The organism is Pseudomonas sp. Q1, from assembly GCF_009935975.1.
GTDB lineage: Bacteria > Pseudomonadota > Gammaproteobacteria > Pseudomonadales > Pseudomonadaceae > Aquipseudomonas > Aquipseudomonas palleroniana.
The window spans coordinates 41294-63666 of record NZ_QODI01000013.1 but is presented as its reverse complement, the minus strand read 5'-3'; the positions used below and the strand labels follow the sequence as shown (position 1 = coordinate 63666).

The 22373-nt window shown below is 61.3% G+C and carries 23 protein-coding genes; 5 read left to right on the top strand and 18 right to left on the bottom strand.

Annotated elements, in window-relative coordinates:
* Window positions 1–16: 16 nt before the first annotated feature.
* Complete coding sequence (locus DK870_RS20690) at window positions 17–1189, bottom strand: FAD-binding oxidoreductase (RefSeq protein WP_161549539.1); 1173 nt, start codon at window positions 1187–1189, stop codon at window positions 17–19.
* A complete protein-coding gene (locus DK870_RS20685) occupies window positions 1186–2391 on the bottom strand; it encodes a benzoate/H(+) symporter BenE family transporter (protein WP_161549538.1) in 1206 nt (401 codons plus the stop codon). Before DK870_RS20685 ends, DK870_RS20690 begins: the two co-directional genes overlap by 4 nt.
* Window positions 2392–2741: 350 nt before the next feature.
* On the opposite strand from DK870_RS20685, the gene DK870_RS20680 reads away from it, so the two are divergent.
* Window positions 2742–4130, top strand: a complete 1389-nt coding sequence (locus DK870_RS20680; protein WP_090369135.1) for a PLP-dependent aminotransferase family protein — start codon at window positions 2742–2744, stop codon at window positions 4128–4130.
* Here the strand turns inward: DK870_RS20680 and DK870_RS20675 are convergent.
* Window positions 4127–5020, bottom strand: coding sequence for an AraC family transcriptional regulator (locus tag DK870_RS20675; protein WP_060756281.1), 894 nt, complete (start codon window positions 5018–5020; stop codon window positions 4127–4129). The genes DK870_RS20680 and DK870_RS20675 overlap by 4 nt on opposite strands.
* A gap of 222 nt (window positions 5021–5242) precedes the next feature.
* Between DK870_RS20675 and DK870_RS20670 the strand changes: the two genes are divergently transcribed.
* Window positions 5243–6295 carry an NAD(P)-dependent alcohol dehydrogenase gene (locus DK870_RS20670; protein WP_161549537.1) on the top strand — a complete coding sequence of 351 codons (1053 nt, stop codon included), beginning with the start codon at window positions 5243–5245 and terminating at the stop codon, window positions 6293–6295.
* Here DK870_RS20670 and DK870_RS20665 read toward each other — a convergent pair whose 3' ends face one another.
* The 6 genes from DK870_RS20665 to DK870_RS20640 form a co-directional block, all read right to left on the bottom strand.
* Complete coding sequence (locus DK870_RS20665) at window positions 6296–7093, bottom strand: IclR family transcriptional regulator (RefSeq protein WP_161549607.1); 798 nt, start codon at window positions 7091–7093, stop codon at window positions 6296–6298.
* A 96-nt stretch (window positions 7094–7189) separates the two neighbouring features.
* Complete coding sequence (gene araH, locus DK870_RS20660) at window positions 7190–8155, bottom strand: L-arabinose ABC transporter permease AraH (RefSeq protein WP_060756340.1); 966 nt, start codon at window positions 8153–8155, stop codon at window positions 7190–7192.
* Window positions 8156–8172: 17 nt separating this feature from the next.
* Window positions 8173–9672, bottom strand: coding sequence for an L-arabinose ABC transporter ATP-binding protein AraG (gene araG / locus DK870_RS20655; protein WP_161549606.1), 1500 nt, complete (start codon window positions 9670–9672; stop codon window positions 8173–8175).
* Window positions 9669–10649 carry a substrate-binding domain-containing protein gene (locus DK870_RS20650; protein ID WP_161549536.1) on the bottom strand — a complete coding sequence of 327 codons (981 nt, stop codon included), beginning with the start codon at window positions 10647–10649 and terminating at the stop codon, window positions 9669–9671. The genes araG and DK870_RS20650 overlap by 4 nt, the downstream gene beginning before the upstream one ends.
* A 32-nt stretch (window positions 10650–10681) precedes the next feature.
* Entirely contained in the window at window positions 10682–11503 is an 822-nt protein-coding gene (locus tag DK870_RS20645) for an SDR family oxidoreductase (protein ID WP_161549535.1), read from the bottom strand.
* Window positions 11504–11847: 344 nt separating this feature from the next.
* Window positions 11848–12327, bottom strand: coding sequence for a GNAT family N-acetyltransferase (locus DK870_RS20640; protein WP_060756287.1), 480 nt, complete (start codon window positions 12325–12327; stop codon window positions 11848–11850).
* Between the two features lie 188 nt (window positions 12328–12515).
* Here DK870_RS20640 and DK870_RS20635 point away from each other — a divergent pair, with 188 nt between their 5' ends.
* Genes DK870_RS20635 through DK870_RS20625 form a run of 3 tightly spaced genes read left to right on the top strand, consistent with a single transcriptional unit; the run spans window position 12516 to window position 13595 of the window.
* Window positions 12516–12848: a hypothetical protein gene (locus DK870_RS20635; protein ID WP_060756288.1), complete on the top strand. Its 333-nt coding sequence runs from the start codon at window positions 12516–12518 to the stop codon at window positions 12846–12848.
* 49 nt (window positions 12849–12897) lie between these two features.
* The gene (locus tag DK870_RS20630; protein WP_161549534.1) at window positions 12898–13164 is read left to right on the top strand and encodes a hypothetical protein; all 267 of its coding nucleotides are present in this window, start codon (window positions 12898–12900) and stop codon (window positions 13162–13164) included.
* Window positions 13165–13214: 50 nt separating this feature from the next.
* On the top strand, window positions 13215–13595 hold the full coding sequence (locus DK870_RS20625) for a Rho termination factor N-terminal domain-containing protein (protein WP_161549533.1): 381 nt from the start codon (window positions 13215–13217) through the stop codon (window positions 13593–13595).
* A 52-nt stretch (window positions 13596–13647) separates the two neighbouring features.
* Here the strand turns inward: DK870_RS20625 and DK870_RS20620 are convergent, their stop codons facing one another.
* The 9 genes from DK870_RS20620 to DK870_RS20580 form a co-directional block, all read right to left on the bottom strand.
* A complete protein-coding gene (locus DK870_RS20620; RefSeq protein WP_161549532.1) occupies window positions 13648–14565 on the bottom strand; it encodes a PfkB family carbohydrate kinase in 918 nt (305 codons plus the stop codon).
* On the bottom strand, window positions 14558–16027 hold the full coding sequence (locus DK870_RS20615; protein WP_161549531.1) for a cytosine permease: 1470 nt from the start codon (window positions 16025–16027) through the stop codon (window positions 14558–14560). The genes DK870_RS20620 and DK870_RS20615 overlap by 8 nt, the downstream gene beginning before the upstream one ends.
* Before the next feature lie 148 nt (window positions 16028–16175).
* Complete coding sequence (locus DK870_RS20610) at window positions 16176–17177, bottom strand: ADP-ribosylglycohydrolase family protein (protein WP_161549530.1); 1002 nt, start codon at window positions 17175–17177, stop codon at window positions 16176–16178.
* Window positions 17174–17887 carry a GntR family transcriptional regulator gene (locus tag DK870_RS20605; protein ID WP_090369118.1) on the bottom strand — a complete coding sequence of 238 codons (714 nt, stop codon included), beginning with the start codon at window positions 17885–17887 and terminating at the stop codon, window positions 17174–17176. Before DK870_RS20605 ends, DK870_RS20610 begins: the two co-directional genes overlap by 4 nt.
* A 70-nt stretch (window positions 17888–17957) precedes the next feature.
* Entirely contained in the window at window positions 17958–18518 is a 561-nt protein-coding gene (locus tag DK870_RS20600; protein ID WP_161549529.1) for a DUF1285 domain-containing protein, read from the bottom strand.
* A gap of 15 nt (window positions 18519–18533) precedes the next feature.
* On the bottom strand, window positions 18534–19139 hold the full coding sequence (locus DK870_RS20595) for a DUF4823 domain-containing protein (RefSeq protein WP_060756296.1): 606 nt from the start codon (window positions 19137–19139) through the stop codon (window positions 18534–18536).
* A gap of 219 nt (window positions 19140–19358) precedes the next feature.
* Entirely contained in the window at window positions 19359–20327 is a 969-nt protein-coding gene (locus DK870_RS20590) for a GTP 3',8-cyclase MoaA (RefSeq protein WP_060756297.1), read from the bottom strand.
* Between the two features lie 114 nt (window positions 20328–20441).
* Window positions 20442–21083 carry a TetR/AcrR family transcriptional regulator gene (locus tag DK870_RS20585; protein ID WP_090369111.1) on the bottom strand — a complete coding sequence of 214 codons (642 nt, stop codon included), beginning with the start codon at window positions 21081–21083 and terminating at the stop codon, window positions 20442–20444.
* Between the two features lie 443 nt (window positions 21084–21526).
* Window positions 21527–22312, bottom strand: coding sequence for a TatD family hydrolase (locus DK870_RS20580; protein ID WP_161549528.1), 786 nt, complete (start codon window positions 22310–22312; stop codon window positions 21527–21529).
* Window positions 22313–22373 lie beyond the last annotated feature (61 nt).

The window sequence follows — 22373 nt, the reverse complement described above, 5'->3', positions numbered from 1 at the left end:
GTTAAGCGGGTTGGGGTTAGTGCAAATCGGCAACCTGTGTGACGGCCAGGCCTGAAAAATCCTCGTCACGGCAGCGAGACGGGGAAAAATGCTGGTAGTTGAGTTTCAGCGCCGCGAGGTCCGCCGGCATGGCGATGCCCAGCGCTGCGTGGCTGCACAACCGGGCAATGGCCGGCGCAGCTTGAATGCCGTAGCCACCCAGCGCGGCCAGCCAGATAAAGCTTTCTTGCTGCGGGTCTTGGCCGAGTACCGGGGAGCGGTCAGCGACAAAAGTGCGCAGGCCCGCCCACTTGTTGATGATCGAGCGTGGACGCAAACGCGTTGTGCTTTGCAGGCGGTCCATCGTGATGGCCAGGTCCAGTTCTTCCGGCAACGCATCGCAAGGCAGCGAGGGGCTTTCATCACAGGGCGAAACGATCAGACGCCCGGCTTCGGGCTTGATGAAAATATCTTCGTCAATGGTGCCCAGGTAAGGCGTGTGGTGCACGTCACAGTGCGGGTCAACGGCCAGCACCGTGCGACGCAGCGGCCGCACACCGACCTTTTCCATACCGCAGCGCTCGGCGAGCTCATCCGCCCAGGCGCCGGCGGCGTTGACCACGACGGCCGCTTCCAACCGTTGGCCGTCAGCGGTATGCAGGGCCCAATGACCGTTACGATGTTCGCCGCGCACCATCTCGGCCTCACGCTTGATCACACCGCCGCGAGCCCGAAAGCCACCGAGGTAGGCGCCGTGAATGCCATGCACATCCAGATCGAAAGCGCTGGGTTCGTAGATACCGGCGCTCCAGACGCCTTCGGCGAGGTACGGCGCCAGCTCCAGCACCTGCTTATCGTCAAGGAGCCTGGCGCTCGGAACCTGCTCGAGCACGGCACGCAAACGCGCCGTCAGTGCCTCCACTCGCGTGGCCTGCGCCACGATCAACGCGCCGCGTGGCGACCATAACGGGTGTTCGACCAGACCTTCGGGCGGGCTCTCGAAAAAACGCCGGGAAGCACAGGTCAGCGAGCGGATCTGCTGGTTGCCATAGCTTTCCATGGAAATGGCCGCCGAGCGGCCGGTGGTGTGATAGGCCAACTGCTGTTCGCGCTCGAGCAGGCAGACACTGCCATGGGCCGCCAGCTCATACGCCGCAGACACACCGGCGATGCCACCGCCCACCACAATAAAGTCATAACAGGCGCTCATGGTCGGCTGCCCTCGGCCAATGCGGCAGCTTTGCTTTCCCGGGTGTACGTCAACACGAAGTGCGCCACCAAGCCAAAAATCAGGCCCCAGAACGCTGCGGCCAGACCGAGGAAACTCATGCCCGACGCCGTCACCAGGAAGGTAATCAATGCCGCCTCCCGTTGTTTCTCGTCCGCCATGGCACCGGTGAGCCCGGCACTGATTGCACCGAACAGCGCCAGGCCGGCCAGCGACGCAATCAACTCTTTGGGCAGTGCGGAAAACACGGAGGCCAGGGTCGCACCAAAGGTCCCCATCAGGATGTAGAACACCCCGCATGCGATCCCCGCGATGTAGCGTTTATCGCGGTTTTCATGGGCTTCGCGGCCGGTGCAGATGGCGGCGGTAATCGCAGCGAGGTTGAAGCCGTGGGAGCCGAACGGTGCCATCAGGACCGAACCGATGGCCGTGACCGAGATGATCGAACGCGCCGGGGTGTTGTAGCCCGAAGTGCGCAACACGGCCATGCCCGGCACGTATTGGCCGGTCAGTGTCACCAGCGCCAGCGGCAGGCCGATGTTGATGATCGCGTGCCAGTTCCACTCCGGCGCAATAAACACCGGATGTGCCACGGCGATGGTGATTGCACCGCTGTTGAGCTCGCCAAACGAGGCGGCTACGGCACACCCGATAATCAACACCGACAGAATGGCGTAGCGCGGCGAAAAGCGTTTGAACATCAAGTAGGCCGCGATCATCGACAGCACCAGCGCCGGCTGCAGCCTGATCGAGGTAAACAGTTCAGCGCCAAAGCGAAACAGAATGCCCGCCAGCATGGCGGCAGCGATCGCTTTGGGCAGGCGACTCATCAGCTTGTCGAACGCGCCGGACAAACCGACGAGCGCAATGATCACCGACGCCACCACGTACGCACCGATAGCCTGCGGCAGGGTCACAGTGGGCAGCATCGACACCAGCAGCGCCGCCCCCGGTGTTGACCATGCAGTAATGACCGGTACCCGCAGGCGCCAGCTCAGGAACAGACCGGTGATGCCGCTACCGATGGAAATCGCCCAGATCCATGAAGACACCACGTCATTGGGCAGGTGCGCTTCCTTGGCCGCCTGAAACACGATGATCAAGGGGCCGGCATACGAAATGATCACGGCGATGAAGCCCGCGATGACGGCTGACAGGGATAGATCCTTTCTGAGTGTGTCCATGATGTCTCGACTTGGCGCGGCGGAGTCGCGCAGTGACCAGCGGATTGATTGAGTCGATTGATTCGATTCGAGACGAGTGTATTTGAATGAATTGAATTGATTCAATAGGCAGCGAGGTTGTTACGAGATGTTTTTTTGCTGACGATCTTGATTTTCGCTCAATAAACATAATAACAAATTGATTTAATTAGTTATTTTCTTACAAAAAAATATCACCATTGCTGAATCCCCTTCGACTCAATCACGATATCAATCGACTCAATCAACAGATTAGCTCGATTTATCAGTTGTCTAACCTCCATGTGATATGCTCGGATATTCATCATTTCTACGATGGGCAGTGATCATTCATGTGGGTTCCCCAGCTAAGCGAGTTCAACCAGCCGATGTATTTGTCGATTGCCGATGCGTTGGCGCGCGATATCAATAACGGCGTGTTGAGCGAGGGTGACCGTCTTCCGACCTTGCGGGAGCTGGCCACGACGCTGAATGTCACACCGGGCACCATCAGCCGGGCCTATAGCGAAGCCCATCGGCGTAAGCTGGTACAGGGGGAAGTGGGGCGCGGCACGTATGTGCTCAATCAAAAACAGCTGGAGCTGCCCGCCAGTAACAGCGCCGCAACACTGAACCTGGGTCAGTCCGAACTGCTCGATCTTTCGATCATCAAGCCCTCCAGCGAAACCCTGGAATACTGGCTGCGCGACGCACTTGTAGGTTTGGCCAAGAGCACCGATTTCGCCCGAGCCCTGGATTACGCGCCAGACGGTGGGCACCCGGCACACCGTGAGGCGGGGGCGCAGTGGCTGCGGCATTCGTTGCCCGACGCACAATGGCAGCAGGTGATCATCACCGCCGGCGCCCAGCACGGCTTGATGGTCGCAATGAGTGCCCTGACCAACGCCGGCGACTTGGTGCTGTGCGAAGAACTCTGCTATCCCGGCATCATTTCCCTGGCCCACGGCCTTGAACGCCGCCTGCGTGGCGTGCCGATGGACGATGAAGGGATCATTCCCGAGGCGTTGCGCGAGCTGTGCCAGCGCGAAAAACCCGCCATGCTGGTGTGCGTGGCGACCTGTCAGAACCCGACGGCGGCGATCATGTCGCAACGACGCCGGGCACAAATCGCGGCGCTGGCGGAGGAGTTCGACTTCATCATTCTCGACGATGACATCTATGGTTTTCTCGCCACCGACCCGTCAATCAAACCCCTGTCGGCGTTTGCCCCGGATCGCTCGGTGTACCTCACCAGTCTGTCGAAGTCGGTGATGCCCGCGCTGCGCATCGGCTATCTCTATAGCCCGCCAAAACTACTTTCACGCCTCACGTCGATGGTGCGCAGCAGCGTATGGATGCCATCGCCGCTGACCGCGCAACTGGCCAGCAATGTCATCACCGAAGGCCTGGACAAAAAACTGATGCGCATCCAGCGCAACGAAGCCGCCGGAAGGCAGGCGATTGCCCAGGAGATCTTCGCCAACTTCGAGCTCAAGACCCAGCCGTACTCCTACCATGTCTGGCTGACACTGCCGGAGCCTTGGACCAGCGACGAATTCACCATGCTGGCGCGCGCCAATGGGGTGCTGGTACTCAGTGGTACGCAGTTCCAGGCCGAACGTTCCGGGGTCACGCGCAGCGTGCGACTGGTGCTGATGTCACCCACCAGCCAGGACGAATTGCGCTTTGCCCTGACCAAATTGGCCAGCCTGATCGAGTCCGACCCGCGACGTTATTACTAGGCCGCTCGCTCTTCGCCCGGATTGCGCAAAAAGTAGCGTTTGTATTCCCGGCTGAACTGCGACGTGCTCTGGTACCCCACACTGTGCGCCGCCTGCGCCACGCCCATGCCCTCCACCAACAGTAACTGCTGGGCCTTGAGCAAACGCAGACGCTTCAGATACTGCACCGGCGACAACAAGGTGCAGCGCTTGAAGTGCTCATGAAACGTCGACGCACTCATGTGCGCATAGCCCGCCAGGGTCTCGATATTCAGCGGCTCGGCGTAATGGGCATGCAGGTGATTGAGCGAGGTGGCAATCCGTGAAAACTGCCCCTGCTGCTCCACCAGTGCGCGCAGTACATCGGCCTGCGGCCCGCGCAACGCAGTGAATAATAACTCGCGCACCCGCGCCGGCCCCAGGATCCGGCTTTCCAGCGGATCGTGCAGGCACTCCAGCAGCCGCTCGACACACCCGCGCATGGCATCATCCAACACCACCGAACTCATCGACTCCAGCGTCTGCGCCGTCGGCGGCGGCCCGGCCTGAATGCCCATGGCCATGACCAACTCGCCCAGCACGACGCGGTCAATACCCACCGTCACACCCAGCAGCGGCGCATCCGCAGCCATGGCGAACGTCTCGCACTCGAACGGCACCGGCATCGCCTGGATCAAGTAGTGCCCGGCGCCGTACTCCAACGTGCGCGGCCCAAGGTAGGCGACCTTGCTGCCTTGGGCAACGAACATCAGGCTCGGTTCATAGATCTGCGGCCCGCGCGCCACATCACAACTGGCGCGCAGAAGCTGCACGCCAGGCAAATGAGTGGGCGAAAAACCGTCGCGGGGCGCCAGCCCCTCAATCAAGGCAACCAACGTCGCGTTGGCATCGAGATGGCGAGTCAACAACATAAAAGCAGCTCTCGGAAAAATCACGTCTTGGTGCAGGCTAGCTAGCTTCAAGCCGCAAGCTGCAAGAAGTACGCAGTTTATAGCTTGCCGCTGGCAGCTTGCCGCTTTTAGCTGCTCCTCCGGAGCTTTAGGCATGAGACTCGGAGCATTTGCCATGTTCGCTCCCAAGGTCGGCGCGCAGAATGCGCCACCTCCCTGTTCATTCCTTTTGCGAGGTTCACCATGTACACCGCCATCGGTTATGCCGCCCAGTCGGCCACCACTCCCCTCGCCCCCATGTCGTTCCAGCGCCGCAGCCCGCGCGCCGATGACGTGGCCATCGAGATTCTCTACTGCGGCGTCTGCCACTCCGACATCCACCAGGCCCGCAACGAATGGGGCATCGCCGTGTACCCGCTGATGCCGGGCCACGAGATCGTCGGCAAGGTCACCGCCATCGGCGCCAACGTCACCGCGCATAAAGTCGGCGACCTGGTCGGCGTGGGCTGCATGGTCGACTCGTGCCGCCACTGCGAGGCGTGCCAATCCGACCTGGAGCAATACTGCCTGGAAGGTCCGACCATGACCTATGCCACCCCGGACCGCGTAGACGGCAGCAACACGATGGGCGGCTACTCGGACAGCATCGTGGTCAGCGAGCACTTTGTGGTGAAGATCCCGGCCACGCTCGACCTGGCCAGCGCCGCGCCGATCCTCTGCGCCGGCATCACCACCTACTCGCCGCTCAAGCATTACGGCGTGAAGGCCGGCGATAAAGTCGGCGTGCTCGGCATGGGTGGCCTGGGCCATATGGGCATCAAGTTCGCCAAGGCCATGGGCGCTGAAGTGACCCTGTTTACCCGCTCGGCGAGCAAGGCCGAAGAAGGCCGTCGCCAGGGCGCCGATCACGTGATCGTGTCCACCGATGCCGAGCAGATGAAAGCCGCCGCCGGCAGCTTCGACTTCCTGCTCGACACCATCCCCGTGCAGCACGACCTGAACCCCTACCTCGACGTCCTGCGCTTTGACGGCCTGCACATCCTGGTCGGCCTGATCGAGCCGGTGGACCCGCCGGTGAATGCGGCCAAGCTGGTGCTGGGGCGCAAGGTGCTGGCCGGTTCGTTGATCGGCGGCATTGCCGAAACCCAGGAAGTGCTGGATTTCTGCGCAGAGCACAACATCACGTGCGATATCGAAATGCTCGACATCCGCCAGATCAACGAGGCTTACACCCGCATGATCGCCGGTGATGTGAAGTACCGCTTTGTCATCGACATGGCGACCCTGAAAGCCTGATCAGGCTTTCGCGCCCAACTCTGCCGACAGCCGGGCTGCGACCTGTTTGACCACAGGGATCAGCTCGGCCATTTTTTCCAGCGGCATGTAGGGCACGGTACTGGCGATGCTGATGCCGGCGACGATTCGCCGGCTGGCGTCGCGCACCGGGGCCGCCACACAACGGATCGACGGTTCGTTGTCTTCCAGATCGAACGCATACCCCCCCACCACATATTCCCGCATGCGCTGCTCGAACTGCGCCCAGGATTGCTCCGGGTGTTGCGGCCATGCCAGGCTTTTACCACTGGCCGGCAAGCTGACTTCGTACAGGCGCTGCCACTCCTCTACGCTGTCATCCAACAGCAGCGCCTTGCCGATACCGGTACGCGCCAACGGCATGCGATGGCCGACCCGCGAGCGCATTTCCGGGCCATTGCGGCCGGGGTTCTTATGCAGGTAGAGCACGTCGTCGTATTCACGAATCGCCAGGTGGATGGTGTCTCCGGTCAGGGCCGACAGCTCGTCCAGATACGGCACGGCCAGGGTCACCAACGGCAACTCTTCGCGGGCCTGGAACCCCAGTTCAATCAACTTCGGCCCCAGCAGATAACCGACTTGCGGCACCACGCGCAGGTAACGCTCCTCCACCAGGCAACTGGCCAGGCGGTGGGTGGTACTGCGGGTGGTGCCAATGCGCTTGGCGATTTCCTTCAAGTCGCGCGCACCGGCCGCCACCGCCTGCACCACGCCCAGGCCACGCAGCAGGGTCTGGGTGCCGGTTGGGGCGGCGTCACGGGTGTGGGCGTTTTCCTGCATATCGGGCCTATGTGGTGGTACGAAAACGAGCGGCATTATGGCAAATACCGGGCGTCAATACAGTGCAGATCCCATGTGGCAGATCCAGTGAAGGGGTCAGCGTTGTTTCAGGCGGTCAATGATCACCGCCAGCAACAGGATCGAACCGCGGATCACGTATTGGTAGAAAGTGTCGATGTTTTTCAGGTTCATCGCATTCTCAATGATCGCCAGAATCAACACCCCGGCAATCACATGCCGGATCATGCCGATACCGCCACTCAACGACACCCCACCCAGCACGCAGGCGGAGATCACCGTCAGCTCGAAACCCTGGCCGATCATCGGTTGGCCCGAGGTCATGCGCGAAGCCAGGATCACCCCGGCCAGGGCACCGATCAGACCGTGCACGGCAAAGATGATGATCTTGGTCCGATCGACGTTCACCCCGGCCAGCAACGCCGCTTCCTGGTTGCCACCGATGGCCATGGTGTTGCGCCCGTAAGTGGTGTAGTTGAGCAGCCAGCCGAAGAACACAAAACACACCACGGTGATGATGATCGGCACCGGCACGCCCATCAGTTGGCCGTTGCCGAACACGAAGAAGCCTTCATCCATCACCCCCACCGCCTTGCCGTTGGAGAAGATGTAGGCCAGGCCGCGCACGATCTGCATGGTCGCCAGCGTCGTGATCAACGCGTTGATGCGCAACTTGGCAATGACGATGCCATTGATCAACCCGACGATCAGCCCCATCAACAAGGCCGCGCCGATGCCCAGCATCACGCTGTCGGTATCGCGCATGACGATGGCCGCCACCACTCCGGCGCAGGCGATCACCGAACCCACCGACAAGTCGAAGTGCCCCGACGCCAGGCAGAACAGCATGGTGCACGCCGCAATGCCCACGGTGGAAATCGCCAGGCCCAGGCCACGCATATTCAGGGGCGAGAGGAAGTTGTCGATAAACAGCGCACTGAGCACAAAGATGCCCAGCGCCGCCAACAGCATCACCCAGTCATCGAGGAACTTGCGCTGGTTGAAGCCCGGCCAGAAGCCTTTTGCAGTTTTTACTTCGGACATCATTCACCTCGCATTCTTCAAGCCCGCGAGCGCGGGAGAGCCAGTTGCAACAGCCGTGCTTCATCCGCCTGCTCGCGGGGCAATGCGCCGGTCAGGGCGCCTTCGCTCATCACCAGGATGCGGTCGCTGATGCCCATCACTTCCATCAAGTCGCTGGACACCACGATCACCGCAATACCGCTCGCCGCCAGGTTATGGATGATCTGGTAAATCTCCGACTTGGCGCCGATATCGATGCCGCGCGTGGGCTCATCCAGCAGCAGCACTTTCATCGGCATCGACAGCCAGCGGCCCAGGATCGCCTTCTGCTGGTTGCCGCCGGAGAGGTACAGGATCTTCTGCTCGGCATTCGGCGTCTTGACCTTCATCGCCTTGATCTGCTGGTCGGCGTTGCCTTTTTCCCAACCCTCGCGCAACAACCAGCCAAACCTCGAATGCGCACCACGGGCACTGATGTTGATGTTCTCGGCCACACTGGACAGCGGGATGATCCCTTCTTTCTTGCGGTCTTCCGGGCACAGCAACACCCCGGCGGCAATCGCGTCGCGAGGTGAATGCAATTGCAGTGTTTCCCCGCACAGCGCCAGGCGCCCGGCGCTACTGCGGGTCAAACCGCTGAGCAAGCGCAGCAGCTCGGTGCGCCCTGCCCCGACCAGCCCGAACAGGCCGAGGATCTCGCCCTGATGCACCTGGAAACTGACCGGCTCACGCAAGCCGGGGCCAAGCAGCTCATCGACCTTGAGCGCCACCTGGCCCTGCTCACGCGGGCGATAATCGTAGATGTCCTGGATGTCCCGCCCGACCATGCAGGTCACCAACTGGTCATGGGTCAGCGCCCGCATGTCATCAAACGTGCGCACGAAGCGGCCGTCCTTGAACACCGTCACCGCGTCGCAAATACGGAAGACCTCTTCCATGCGGTGCGACACGTACAGCACCACTTTGCCCTCATCACGCAGGCGCGTGATGATCGCCATCAAGCGGTCAATCTCCCGCGCCGACAAGCTGCTGGTCGGCTCGTCGAAGGCAATCACATGAGCCCCACGGGACAATGCCTTGGCGATTTCCACCAGTTGGCGCTGGCCCAGGGATAACCGCCCCAGTTTCTCGTCCGGGTCGATCTCATCGGCCAGGCCCTTGAGGCACGCCAGCGCCTGCTTGCGCAGCTGGCTTCGATTGACCACGCCAAAGCGCGTCGGCAAATGCCCCAGGAACAGGTTCTCGGCCACGCTCATTTCCGGCACCAGGTGCAACTCCTGGTGGATCACCGCGACACCACTGGCAATGCTGTCGGCGGCGCATTTGAAGGCCATGGTCTGCTCGCCGATCTGCACCGTGCCGCTGCTGGGGATGTAGGCACCGCCCAAGATCTTCAACAGCGTCGACTTGCCCGCGCCGTTCTCGCCCATCAGCGCGTGAACCGCGTGCGGCCGCGCTTCAAAGCTGATCTGCGCCAGGGCCTTGACCCCGGGAAACTCCTTGCCGATGCCATTGAAGCGCAAGGCCGCGCCGGTCATTTCCACAGACCGATCTTGGTCAGTTCCTGCTGGAAGTTGGCGCGGGTGATCAACGTCACTTCATCCATGGCCGTGTACTTTGCCGGTTCTTTACCCGTCGTGACCCACTCGTACATCGCCAGCGCCGTGTTGTAGCCCTCGATATGCGGGCTGGGCAGCATGGAACCGAAGAAGCCGCTGTCGGGCTTTTTCAGCTCGCCAATGGCGTCGGTGCCATTGATGCCGATACCGATCACGTTGGCCGCCTTGAAGCCGGCGCTTTCGGTGGCGCGCACGCCGCCGAGCACGGTGTTGTCGTTCATGCCCCCGATGATCAGGTTCTTCGCGCCGCTGGGCAACTTGACCAGGGCCGAGTTGGTGGCGTCCATGCTGCCGGGAACGTCGAGCGTCTTGAGCGCGGCGGTGAGGATGTGGTCCTTGGGAATGCCCGCCTCTTCCAGGGATTTGATCGAACCGTCAGTGCGTTTCTTGCCGGTATCGAGTTCGTTATAGGTGTTGATGACCGCGTACGTCTCCTTCCAGTCCCAGCCGCGTTTTTTCGCTTCGGCGGCCATTGCGGCGCCCTGCTTCTGGCCCACTTCAAAGGCGGCCATGCCCAGGTACGGCACGTCTTCCATGAAGTTGCCCTTGGCGTCGACAAAACGATCATCCACGGCCATCACTTTCAAGCCATTGACCTTGGCCTTGCTGACGATAGCCGGCCCAAGCGACACATCCGGCGGGCAAATCACAAAGCCCTTGGCGCCGTTGGCGGCCAGGCTGTCGATGGCCGAGAGGGTTTTCTCGCCGTCCGGCACGGCAATCTTGATCACGGTAAAACCGTGCTCCTTGCCGGCCTTCTCGGCAAACGCCCATTCGGTCTGGAACCAGGGTTCTTCGGCCTGCTTGACCAAGAAGCCGATCTTCACTTCTTCGGCCGATACAAAGCCGCTGAAAGCGACGGCGAGCGCCAGCGTGCCGAGTGTTTTCTTAAGCATGAACCACCTCCTTCTTATTCTTGGGAAACGCTTTAGTCGTGGTACATCACAGAACGCCCGCCATCGATCATCAGGCAGGTTGCATTGATAAAGGGCGCTTCGTCAGTCGCCAGGAACAGCGCGGTCATCGCCACCTCGATGGGCTGGCCGATGCGCTTGGGCGGGTGCAGGTCGAAGGCGCGCTGGCGCTCGGCCTGGGGGTCGGGGAAACCGTTCCAGTAGTCGACGTTGAGTTGGGTTTCGATATAGCCCGGGGCGATGGCATTGACGCGGATGCCCTTGGGCGCATATTCGATGCCCAGCGCACGGGTCAGACCGAGCAGGCCGTGCTTGGCCACAGGATAAGGAAAGCAACCGGGAATAATGTGGCTGGAATGGGTGGAGGCGATATTGATGATGTTGCCGATGCCCTGCTCGATCATGTGCGGCAACACGGCGCGACAACCGAACCAGGCACCGTCGAGGTCGATGGCGAAGCAGCGGCGCCAGTCCTCGTCGGTCATCTGCAGTGGGTCACGGAACACATTGACCCCGGCGCAGTTGACCAGCACATCGACGCGACCGAAACGCTCGATGGCCACATTGACCAGTGCCTGCCACTGCTCTTTGGAAGTGATATCGACCGGCTGCGCGACGATTTGCGCGCCACGCTCACGCCAGTGGGCGGCGACTTGCTCGACCTTTTCGGCCTGCACATCGGCAATGACCAGGCGCGCCTGCTGGGCCTGGAAGCAGGCCACGATCGCCTCGCCAATGCCTTGGGCGGCCCCGGTGACGATCACCACTTTGTTGTTCAGGCGCTCGCCATAGGTAGGCTCGGGCACCGCAGGCAATGACAACGGTTGGGACTGCATCGCTTCACCTATTTTATTTTTGGTAGTGAGTGCTGATGCAGGCGACTATAAACCCATCTTTCGAAACATCTCAATATATAAATTTACATCCCATATAGTGAGAAAAACCAAAAATAATGTGAGAGGAGGCAAGCCCTAATGCCAGTCAGTTAAGGCTTAACGCTGTCACTGTGGGAGGGGGCTTGCTCCCGATAGCGGTGTGTCAGTCACGGTTTCTGAACCTGACACACCGCTATCGGGAGCAAGTCGAATCGTGGCACCGCCCCTCCCACAATTTATCCATCGCTCGCTTTATCGCTTAACTGACAGGCATTAGGGCAAGCCCCCTCTCACATTCGGTCGGGTCAGCCCTGGGCGAAGTCGCGCAGAGCGTCGCCTTCCATGCGGTAGCGCACCCATTCTTCCTGCGGTTGGGCGCCGATGGATTTATAGAAGGCGATGGCCGGTTCGTTCCAGTCCAACACGCTCCACTCGAAACGCCCACAACCGTTGTCGCAGGCGATCTTCGCCAAGTGGCGCAACAACTTCTTGCCGGCTCCGCCACCGCGCTGTTCGGGATTGATGTACAGGTCTTCGAGGTACAGGCAGTTGCTGCCAAGCCAGGTGGAGTAGCTGAAGAAGAACACCGCAAAGCCGATCGGCAAGCCGTCGCGCAGGCACATCAAGCCATGGGCCGTGGCGCCCTCGCTGAACAGGCTGCGCTCGATATCCGCGACGCTGGCGATGACTTCATGCCGGGCCTTTTCGTATTCGGCAAGCTCGGTGATAAACGTCAGGATCTGCGCAGCATCGCTGGGCACGGCGGGGCGAATCTCGATGGTCATGGGCAGGCCTTGGACAATTTCAAAGCACACATACTAAGGGGCTTTGATGACTGATTGCAGGGCAATTGGCGGCCTGCCACACAAAATTTTACAGGTGCCCCGCTACCGCTCGTCGTCAGCAAGGCACGATCCACAAACCGGGGCGGACCAATAAGAGGTAAGGACATTAACTCTATGGAGACATCCCCATGAAGCATTCCAAGTTTGCCGCCCTTGCCCTCACCGGCCTGCTGTCTGCCACTGCGCTGAGCGCGTTTGCCGCGACCTCCTCCACAGGGCCGACCAACCCGGCCACCAGCGAATCGCAAAAATCCATGGGCACCGGCATGGACACCAACGGCGGCGCGATCATCGATAACGGCGCCGGTGCCGACCCACGTACCCAGGGCAACGATACCCAGCGCCAGGCGCCGCCTGCCGTGGGCAATGGCAAGATGGGCCCGGGTGTGAATGCCGAACCCAAAGTGAACAAAGGCGACGACAGCAATATTCCTGGCGCACCGAAACAGCCTGCGCCTTGACCCCGCGAGCATGACGAACACCCGATCATTCCCCAGTGAAGAGGTACACATGAACGTCGATAGAAACCTTGAGAAAGAAGTCCTCACCCGCCTGCTGCACGCTCACCCGAACGGTCTGGGCAAGGAGGTGCTGGATAACTACCGCGGCGAAAAGGAGGTGGCCAGTGTCCTGGCCTTCCTGCAGGAGCGCGGGTTTATCAAGGATGGGCATGTGACCACCGACGATGCCGGTGAATATTCGTTGAACCTGCCGATCAAGCTGACCGCTTCTGGCGTTGATGAAGCGCGCAAGCTCGACGGTAACCGCCCGCAGTAATTCATTTTGTCTGGTCTGGCCCCGCTGCCGGGGCCAGGAGGAGTATCGCAATGCCTCTTGGAAGCAAAGCCAAATACACCGCCGCACAAAAGCGTAAAGCCACGCGTATCGAGGAGAGTTATGAGCACAAGGGCCTGTCCAAGGAAGAGGCTGAAGCCCGCGCCTGGGCCACTGTGAACAAGCAGTCCGGCGGTGGCGAAAAGGCGGGCGGGTCGGGCCGGCGCAAGCCCTCTGCCCAGAAAGCCGAGGACCGGCATGAGTCGGCCAAGCGCGCCGCCGCCTCGCGTCAGGGGCACCCGCGCAGCAGCCGTGCTTCGCTGGAAACCCAGACCAAGGAGAGCTTGTTGAAGGAAGCGCGGGCCAAGGATATTCCTGGTCGGTCGAGCATGCGCAAGGATCAATTGATCGAAGCGCTGCGTAAAGCGGGCTGAGCGCAGTTCTAAAGCCGTTCCAAATAAGGGAGGGGCATGCCCCCTCCCCCATTTATTGCGCGACTAACGCGTCGACTTCAGCGGTGCCGGGAGACGTCGCCGGCCCCCAGCGCGTTACCGCCAATGCCGCCGCCGCATTCGCCCGTCGTGCCGCCGAAACAGGATTCAAGCCATTGGCCAAGCAGGCAATCAACACGCCCGCATGCGCATCCCCGGCGCCGTTACTGTCCACGGCCTGCACTTTAAAACCGGGCACCTGCTCCACTGCTCCCGAGCGCCCGACCCAGCATCCATTCGGCCCATCGCGTACCACCAGCAATGCTCCGGCAGGCAGGAGTCGGCTCAGCTGTGGCAATGCGCCTGCAATCTGCGGCGCACCGGTAAATGCCAGGGCTTCGGGACCATTGCTGGTCCAGATATCGATACGCGGCAACAGTGCACGCATCGGGGCCGAGTCTCGCGTCTTTACCAGCGGGCCAGGGTCAAACACCACCGTGATCGCCCGGGGCAGCGCCAGCAACCAGTCCACCAGCGGCTGCGCCTTGCCCTCCAGCAACAAGCTGTAGCCGCTGACGTACACGTAGTCGTCCAGCTGCGGTTGAACCCTGGCCAAGTCCTCGGCGCTCAATTCGCCCTCGACGCCGATATGGGAGATGAAGGTGCGCTCGGTGGTGGCTTCGGTCAGGCACACGCACAAACCGGTGTCCTTGCCCGCACTGGCCGCAAGGGCCATCTCAATGCCCTCGGCCTGCATCGCCGCACGGGCCAAGTCGCCAAAACGTCCGTCACCGTGTCGGCCCAGATAGACCGCCGCCATCCCATTACGTCGAGCGGCGGCCATGACATTGAAGCCACCACCGGTTTCAAAGCTGGCCGATTGCGCCAAGACATCGCCGCCCGTGGCCGGCAAGGTATCCAACGCCATGACCAGATCGACGATGACCTGGCCGGTGTGCAGCAATCTAGACATTGTGGTTCTCGACAAGTAACGCGGGACGACGGTCGGCCGCGCCGCCCAGTACCGCATAGATCCCGCCGGCCACCAGGAAGGTGACGATCCAGCCCAGGCCGTTATGGCCCAGCCAGGAGTCGGACAACGGCCCGGCGAACCAGATGTTTTCGGCGGTGGTACCGATAGTGGTGAAGCTGAAGCCCAGCACAATCGCCACGGCCCAGGCGCCGAACGCACGCCACTCCACGCCACCGCGATACCAGTAGGCACTGCTTGGGCTCACGTCCAGCAAGTCTTTGGCGCTGTAGTAGTGACGGTGGATCAAGTCCACCACGAAAATCCCGACCCACGCGGTAGTCGGCACCGCCAGCAGCGAGATGAAGGTGATGAACGGGCCATAGAAACTGTCGGCGATCAGCATGAAGTAAATCGAGCCGGCGAAGATCGCCACGATGTCGACGATCACCGCATGCACGCGCTTGACCTTGAGGCCGAGGGTCAAGGTGGTGAGCCCGGCCGAGTACACCGAGAGGTTGTTCGACAGCAGCAGCCCACCAAAGGCGGTGATCAGGTAGGGCACGGCCATCCAGGTCGGCAACATGTCGCGGATCGCAATGATCGGGTCGGTGGCCGAGGCCAGGTCATGATTACCCACCGACAACAGCCCCCCGAGGGTGATCAACAGCACCAGCGGAATCCCCGCGCCAAACGCGGCGGACGCCACCAGGCGCGCGGCCTTGACGCTGCGATGCTGGTAGCGCGACATGTCGGCCCCCGCGTTGGCCCAACCGATCCCGGTACCGGCGGCCATGGTGCCGACGCCAATGATCATCGCGCTCAGCGGTGCCGGCGTGGCATTGAATACCGCGCTCCAGTCGATGGTGGCGCAGAGGAAGCCACCCACCAGAATGTTCAAGGCGCCAAACACGTAGGTGGCCCACTTCTGGATCACCAGCAACGTCGCATGCCCGAGGCCGGAAACCGACAAGGTCAGCAACACGAAAATCGCGATGAAGATCAAGGTCAGCACGGGTGCGCTTTTCGCTTCGACCGGCGACTGGAACAGGATCGAACACAACGACAGCAACACAAAGGCCGCCGTGGTGGTGTTGACGGTTTCCCAGCCCAGGCGCGACATCAGCGACACCACCGTAGGGCCGATATTGCCGCGCACGCCGAAGATGGCGCGGGACAAGGTCAGGCTGGGCGCCCGGCCACGACGCCCGGCGATCGAGATAATGCCCACGACCGCAAAGGAACCGGCAGCGCCGAGGATGGCGACAATGATCGCCTGCCAGATGGACAAGCCACGGAACGCCACCAGGGTCGCCCCAAGCGGCAAGCCGAGGATGCTGATATTGGCCGCGAACCAGACCCAGAACAGTTGCAGCGGATGGCCGTTGCACTCGCTTTCAGGGACGGGCTCGATGCCGCGTGTTTCCAGTTGCCCGGCGCTCTGGCCGGAAGAAGTGCTGCTCATGGGGAGCTCCTGGTGCCGGTATTGTTATGGTTGTTTTATTCATGTGGGAGGGGGCTTGCTCCCGATGGTGGTGGGTCAGCCACCTGATGTATCAACTGACCCACCGCTATCGGGAGCAAGCCCCCTCCCACAGGTTTGCCTGCGGCGCTTAGCGCATGGCGAGCAAGGCTGTGACCAACGGCTGTAGATCCAGACGATTGACGACCTTCACCTGTTCGATCATCGCCTCAGGCCAACACTGCAGCCCCAGGCACGCGCCGAGCATGGCGCCGAGCATCGCGGCGATGGTGTCGGTGTCGCCGCCGAGGCTGGCGGCCAGGCACAGCGCTTCGAATGCGCTCATATCACCCACCGCCACTTGCTGGGCCAGGGCGAACGACACCACTACCGATTCCTGGGACGCCACGGAGGTGCCGATCAACTCATAAAGCAGGTCGGCGAACAGCGCCTTGTCGCCACTGCCCACGCTCAAGGTGCGCGCCCAACTGATCCGCGTGGAAATGCGTCCGCCAGCCACCCAACAGCCATGGTCCTGCGCTTGCTGGGCGATCTGGACGCCGATATTCAAGGCTTCACCCAAGTCCACGCCGTTGATGCCGGCCGACACCACCGCCGCCACCGCCGCCGCACTGGAGATGCCCAGCGTGGTGTTATGGGTGACCTGGCACGCCTGGATCACCGCCTGGATAAACTGCGCCGGGTCGCGGATGTCGGCGGCAATGCCCACCGGCGTAATACGCATGGCCGCACCATTGGTGGTGCCGTAGCGTCCGGACTCTTGCGGCGTGTGGCCGGCGAGGATCATCTCGATCGCGCGCTTGGTCGACGGGCCGAGCAAATCCTGGGAGCCCTTGGCGCGCATGGCTGCTTCCCAGTCGATCAGGCGTTGGGCGAGCACCTGGGGGTCGATCTTGCCCTGGCCTTCGACCAGTAACTCACCGACCAGGATCGCTTGCTCGGTGTCATCCGTAATCGAACCGGCCGGCATGTTCGGGGCGATAGGCTGGTCGGCGTGAGCATCTTGCAGAGCGGTGATTGCACCAAATTGCGTGCGCACTTGCTCGCGGCTCAGGGACTGGGTGGGCATCCCCAAGGCATCGCCCAGGGCCAAGCCGTAGAAGGCGCCAAGCGCGCGGTCTTGCGGGCTCATTTCGACGCTCCAAACTGCAGGTGCAGACGAAAATGCAGAGGGTCCAGCCAGCTTTCGACATATTCCATGAAACGCTCGCGACGGTCGTAAGTGGTACGCGCGGCTTTGAGAAACACGCAGCCGGCGGGTCGCCCGAGCAACTCGGCATCGTCGTCACTCAAGGCTTCGGCGCCGATCCATTGGTCGCCGTTGGCGCCTATGTAGCCAAAGGCTGCCAAGGTGATGGTCAGTGAGTTATCGATCAGGCCGACACTGGGCAAGCTTTCCAAACCACCGCAAGCGGGCATCAGCGAGCGCTCCAGGGACACCGCGACACCATCGGGGGTGCGGCGCAGGCGGTCGAGCGCAATGAACTGGTCGCTGCCGAAACGGCTGAGCAGGTCAGGACGGGTTACGGCTTCCAGGCGCAGGATATCGGTGGTCACCTGCGCGCCCGTATCGGCCAAGGCCTGGGCCCACCCGCTGCGTTGGTCGAGCGCCATGCCGTCAAAGGTGACGATGGAGCCGACACCGCTCTGAGTGGCGATGTAGTTGCGCCGCTTGAGTTCGGCCAGTGCTTCGCGCAGGGTGCCGCGGCTGACCGCGAACTCTTCGGCCAACTGGTGCTCGCCGGGGAGCAGGAAACCATCGGCCATTACTCCAGCCTCGATCCGGCGGATGAGTTCGTCGACGACGCGTTTTTTCTTATCAAATCGAACATGTTTAATCATGTACAAATTGATAGCCGAAAGCGCCGGTTTCCCGCAAGCAAATTATTTAAGGGAGATGAAAAAACGCGCCTCAGGGTTCCAGGCCAATGGGGAAAAACTCCCCGCCGCTCCAGACTCCCAGCCAGTTCTGACCGTTGATCGGGCGGCTGACCGCCAGCTCGACCAATTGATAGAACGCGTTGCGATGCACGAGGGCCTCCAGGTTGGTACGTACCCGCAGATAGGGGGCCGGTTCCTGGGTGACCGGATCGATCACCACCCGCAACGGGTGGTCGAGGCCGGCGTCGATCTGCTCGTCGACATTGGTCGTAAAGCGCAGCACCTGGTCTTCGCCCTGCCCTTGCACCTCCAGGGCCAACGCGACAAACGGCGCGTCATCGACGCGGATGCCGACCTTTTCCACGGGCGTGACCAGAAAGTACTCGTCACCGTCACGGCGGATGATGTTGGAGAACAACTTGACCATCGGCTTACGCCCAATCGGCGTGCCCTGATAAAACCAGGTGCCGTCGCGGGCGATGCGCATGTCGATGTGGCCGCAGAAATCCGGATTCCACAGGTGCACTGGCGCCGGTCCCTTACCCTTGGGCAGTTGGGCCAACAGATCATTGGCCGTGGCGGAATCGGTCATCGGGTTCTCCTGCTCTTACTGATTGCTCATACCCAGCAAGCCTCGGGCGTACTGCGCCAGCGGGCGGGCAATCAGATCTTCTGGCTTGTTGTCGTGGAACGTCAGTAAACCGCCACGACTGCGAATGCGTGCAGTATCAATCAAATACTGGGTGCTGGTCTCGATCAACATGATCTGGATCACCCCGCTGTCCAGGCCCAGCCGGTCCAGGGCCTGCTGATCGGTCCACTCATCGGCGTTGCCGATACGGTCATCGGCTGCCGCAAAGCGGCAATACAACAGGTAATGCGCCCCTGCGGCCCGCGCCTCAGCCATGGCTTGTTCGAGCCCTTCCGGCTTGCGGGCGCGGCGCACCATGGGGAAATACTCGACGAAGCCATTGAAGGCTTCCTCGGCCACCACGTTGGGGCGCGGGTAGGCGCTGCCCGGCGGCACAAAGGCGCCCTGGGCGATAAAGACAAAGGAGTCCGGCTGTATACGAACCGAGGCCGTACGGCGTGTATCACTGTGGTCCAGCAACCCGGCGTCGCTCATCTGATAACGGGTGCCTTCGGCCATATCGCTGACGGTCATGCAACCACTCAGCGTCAACGACGCCAGCAACAAAACCAGACTACGCATCCTAATCCTCCAGAAGCCGGTGACGGAAAACCGGCGAATGGGGGTCAGATGCAGGTTTTGCGCCATTTGGTAGCAACACATAACAAATGTGGGAGGGGGCTTGCTCCCGATGGACTGCGTAGCAGGCCCATTTTTGAGGCCGCTGCGCGGCCTATCGGGAGCAAGTCGAATCGTCGCACCGCCCCTCCCACATTGGGTGTTGGGTTGCCCTGGGGTGGGTTAGCCGCCAATGATCTTCATGATCGTCGCGCCGCCGGAAAAGGCGACTGCCTGTTTGTCACCCAGGGCTTTCATCAACAAGCCTTGCAGGGCCGGCAAAGCCTGGTGGCGCGGCTTGTCCAGCAGGTCACCGATGTAATGCCGGTTACTCGACGACAGGCAACCATGCAACCAACCGGTAGAGGACAGCCGCAGTCGCGAACACGTGCGGCAAAACGGTACGCTTTCATTGGCGATCACACCGAAGAAGCCTTTGCCCGGCACCTCATAACGCACCGCCGTAGCATCCACGGGGGCATCGGCCTGCAGATAGTCGTGATGTTCGCCGATCAGGCTGAGCAGTTGCTGCAGGCTGACAAATTGCTGCAGGAACGCGTTGGAGTCCTTGGCCAGGTGGCCCATGCGCATCAGCTCGATAAAGCGCAGCTCGTAGCCACGCTCCAGGCAGTAGTCGAGCAGCGGCATGACCTGGTCCAGGTTCTGCCCGCGCAGTGGCACCATGTTGACCTTGATCTTGATCCCGGCCGCACGGGCCTGGTCCATACCGGCGAGCACGCTGGCCAGGTCGCCGCCACGGGCAATGCCGCGAAAGGCGTCGGCGTCCAGGGTATCGAGGGAGACGTTGATGCGCCGGATACCGGCATCCAGCAACAGCGGCAGTTTGCGCGCGAGCAACTGGCCGTTGGTGGTCAGGCTGATGTCACTCAGGCCCATCTGCCCTACCGCGCCCATGAAGGCTTCCAGCTTGGGGCTGACCAACGGCTCGCCGCCGGTGATACGCAGGCGGTCGATGCCCGCCGCTTCGATCAGGTAGGCTACGCCACGCGCCATCGCCTCAGCCGAGAGTTCATCCTGGGCAGCCACCAATCGCTTGCCATTGGGCACGCAATAGGTACATGCATAATTGCAGGCTGAAGTCAGGCTGATCCGCAAATTGCGAAACCGCCTGCCTTGACGATCAACGATCATGGATCACTCCGGCAGAGGATAATGTGGGCGCGCTAGAAGCTGACTCAATAATCAGCTTTTAGCAAGATCCCTGCCTGAGTATATTCCCGGGATACCGCGCCAGGCAGAAAATCATCAGGGTGCGGGCGGCAGGTCCGTCGAGTGTTTGCGCTTGTTGCCCATGCGCACGCCGATGTCCATCAGGAACTGGAAAAAACCTTCCTGGTCTTCCAGCACATTACTCCAGAACGGCGAGTGGTACAGCGCCACGGCGCCGTGTACCAACGCCCAGGCGGCGCAGTAGTGGAAATAGGGCGGCACATCTTCAAGCTTGCCTTCGCTGATGCGGCCCTTGATCAGCAAGGTCAGGCGTTCGAAGTTCGAGGCACGGATCTTGTGCAGCTCCTCGACCATTTCCGGCACCTGATGCCCCTTGACTACCTTTTCTTCCAGGCGGTCGAACAGGCGATAACGCTGCGGGTCGCGCATGCGGAACTCGAAGTAGGCCCGGGACAGGGCTTCCTTGTCCTTGTCCACGTCGGCCGAGTGCAACAGCTCGTTCAAGTCGCGCTCGTAGTCGAGCATCAGGCGCAGGTAAATCTCGGCCTTGGACTTGAAGTGCTTGTAGATGGTGCCTTTGCCGATACCCACGGCATCCGCAATCATCTCGACGGTGACGCTGTCTTCACCTTGTTCGAGGAACAGCTTGAGTGCGGTGTCGAGAATTTCCTGCTCGCGGCGGCGAAACTCACGGACCTTACGGGGTTCTTTTTGCATGAGGAAAAGGTCTGCAGAGTGAATAGGTGAAGGGTTGCGCAGGGCCAGGGATACCTGGCGATACGATTTACCCGGTTCGAGGGATTATCCCGACTGAACGGTCGTTGGGCAACGCCTATGTGAACCCGCTCCGCACTAAACTTTCAGCACGCCAACGTTTTTACCGATATCAGTCAGAAATAATACGCAACATCTGCACCTGCCCATCAACCCAATGAGAACTCAAGGGAAGCGCGTGTATTCCAAATCTGTTTAAAAAACGATCAGATCCGACTGGACTGAATAGGATAGTGATCAATACTTCAACTGTCGGCGTGGCATCTCCCCCAAGTGGCGCGTCGACCCGGGTACCGACGGACTGCGTACCCTTGTTTACTCCTAATGGTCTTAGCCCGGATTCACCCCCCAGAACCCGGGTTTTTTTTGCCTGCCGTTTAAGCCTCTTACACAGCGACGTGAGCCAACGGAAACAGGCGCCGGAAATTCTCGGTAGTCTGTTCGGCAAAACGCTCGTAGGACTCGCCGCGCAGCATCGCCAGATAATCCGCCACGTCGCGCACATACTCCGGCAGGTTCGGTTTGCCACGATGGGGAATCGGCGCCAGGTACGGCGAATCGGTCTCCACCAGCAGGCGGTCGGCCGGCACTTGGCGCGCCACGTCACGCAAAGCGTCAGCATTGCGGAAGGTGACGATGCCTGACAGGGAGATGTAGAAACCCAGGTCCAGAGCGGCCTTGGCCATGTCCCAATCTTCAGTGAAGCAATGCAGCACACCCGCCTGGGGCAATGCGGCTTCGCGCAGCAAGGCCAGGGTGTCGGCGCGGGCGCCACGGGTATGGACAATCACCGGCTTGGCGGTTTGCCGGGCGGCTTGCAGGTGCAGGCGGAACGACGCTTGCTGCAATTCGGCCGCTTCAGGCTCGTAGTGGTAATCCAGCCCGGTCTCGCCGATGGCCACCACGCGCGGGTGGTTGAGTTCACTCAGCAACCAATCGAGGGCCGGCGCTTCGCCGGGCTTGAGGTCCAGCGGGTGGATACCCACCGAGCAATCCACATCGGCGTAACGCTCGGCCAGGGCCTTGACGTCGGCGGCGTTATCGGCGCTGACGCCAATACACAGGAAGTGCCCTACCCCGCGCTGGCGCGCCGCTTCAAGGGCAGCGTCAAGGGAGCCGCCGTGCTGGGCAAGGTCGAGTCGATCAAGGTGGCAATGGGAATCTACGAGCATAGGAAGTTACAACTTGAGTCACGATAAGTGTCTGGCCAACGATACACCCGTCAGCCACGGA

Excerpts from the sequence above, each read along its gene's own strand:
- DK870_RS20690 (WP_161549539.1), bottom strand. The coding sequence starts at position 1,189 with ATGAGCGCCTGTTATGACTTTATTGTGGTGGGCGGTGGCATCGCCGGT.
- DK870_RS20685 (WP_161549538.1), bottom strand. The coding sequence starts at position 2,391 with ATGGACACACTCAGAAAGGATCTATCCCTGTCAGCCGTCATCGCGGGC.
- DK870_RS20680 (WP_090369135.1), top strand. The coding sequence starts at position 2,742 with ATGTGGGTTCCCCAGCTAAGCGAGTTCAACCAGCCGATGTATTTGTCG.
- DK870_RS20675 (WP_060756281.1), bottom strand. The coding sequence starts at position 5,020 with ATGTTGTTGACTCGCCATCTCGATGCCAACGCGACGTTGGTTGCCTTG.
- DK870_RS20670 (WP_161549537.1), top strand. The coding sequence starts at position 5,243 with ATGTACACCGCCATCGGTTATGCCGCCCAGTCGGCCACCACTCCCCTC.
- DK870_RS20665 (WP_161549607.1), bottom strand. The coding sequence starts at position 7,093 with ATGCAGGAAAACGCCCACACCCGTGACGCCGCCCCAACCGGCACCCAG.
- araH (WP_060756340.1), bottom strand. The coding sequence starts at position 8,155 with ATGTCCGAAGTAAAAACTGCAAAAGGCTTCTGGCCGGGCTTCAACCAG.
- araG (WP_161549606.1), bottom strand. The coding sequence starts at position 9,672 with ATGACCGGCGCGGCCTTGCGCTTCAATGGCATCGGCAAGGAGTTTCCC.
- DK870_RS20650 (WP_161549536.1), bottom strand. The coding sequence starts at position 10,649 with ATGCTTAAGAAAACACTCGGCACGCTGGCGCTCGCCGTCGCTTTCAGC.
- DK870_RS20645 (WP_161549535.1), bottom strand. The coding sequence starts at position 11,503 with ATGCAGTCCCAACCGTTGTCATTGCCTGCGGTGCCCGAGCCTACCTAT.
- DK870_RS20640 (WP_060756287.1), bottom strand. The coding sequence starts at position 12,327 with ATGACCATCGAGATTCGCCCCGCCGTGCCCAGCGATGCTGCGCAGATC.
- DK870_RS20635 (WP_060756288.1), top strand. The coding sequence starts at position 12,516 with ATGAAGCATTCCAAGTTTGCCGCCCTTGCCCTCACCGGCCTGCTGTCT.
- DK870_RS20630 (WP_161549534.1), top strand. The coding sequence starts at position 12,898 with ATGAACGTCGATAGAAACCTTGAGAAAGAAGTCCTCACCCGCCTGCTG.
- DK870_RS20625 (WP_161549533.1), top strand. The coding sequence starts at position 13,215 with ATGCCTCTTGGAAGCAAAGCCAAATACACCGCCGCACAAAAGCGTAAA.
- DK870_RS20620 (WP_161549532.1), bottom strand. The coding sequence starts at position 14,565 with ATGTCTAGATTGCTGCACACCGGCCAGGTCATCGTCGATCTGGTCATG.
- DK870_RS20615 (WP_161549531.1), bottom strand. The coding sequence starts at position 16,027 with ATGAGCAGCACTTCTTCCGGCCAGAGCGCCGGGCAACTGGAAACACGC.
- DK870_RS20610 (WP_161549530.1), bottom strand. The coding sequence starts at position 17,177 with ATGAGCCCGCAAGACCGCGCGCTTGGCGCCTTCTACGGCTTGGCCCTG.
- DK870_RS20605 (WP_090369118.1), bottom strand. The coding sequence starts at position 17,887 with ATGATTAAACATGTTCGATTTGATAAGAAAAAACGCGTCGTCGACGAA.
- DK870_RS20600 (WP_161549529.1), bottom strand. The coding sequence starts at position 18,518 with ATGACCGATTCCGCCACGGCCAATGATCTGTTGGCCCAACTGCCCAAG.
- DK870_RS20595 (WP_060756296.1), bottom strand. The coding sequence starts at position 19,139 with ATGCGTAGTCTGGTTTTGTTGCTGGCGTCGTTGACGCTGAGTGGTTGC.
- DK870_RS20590 (WP_060756297.1), bottom strand. The coding sequence starts at position 20,327 with ATGATCGTTGATCGTCAAGGCAGGCGGTTTCGCAATTTGCGGATCAGC.
- DK870_RS20585 (WP_090369111.1), bottom strand. The coding sequence starts at position 21,083 with ATGCAAAAAGAACCCCGTAAGGTCCGTGAGTTTCGCCGCCGCGAGCAG.
- DK870_RS20580 (WP_161549528.1), bottom strand. The coding sequence starts at position 22,312 with ATGCTCGTAGATTCCCATTGCCACCTTGATCGACTCGACCTTGCCCAG.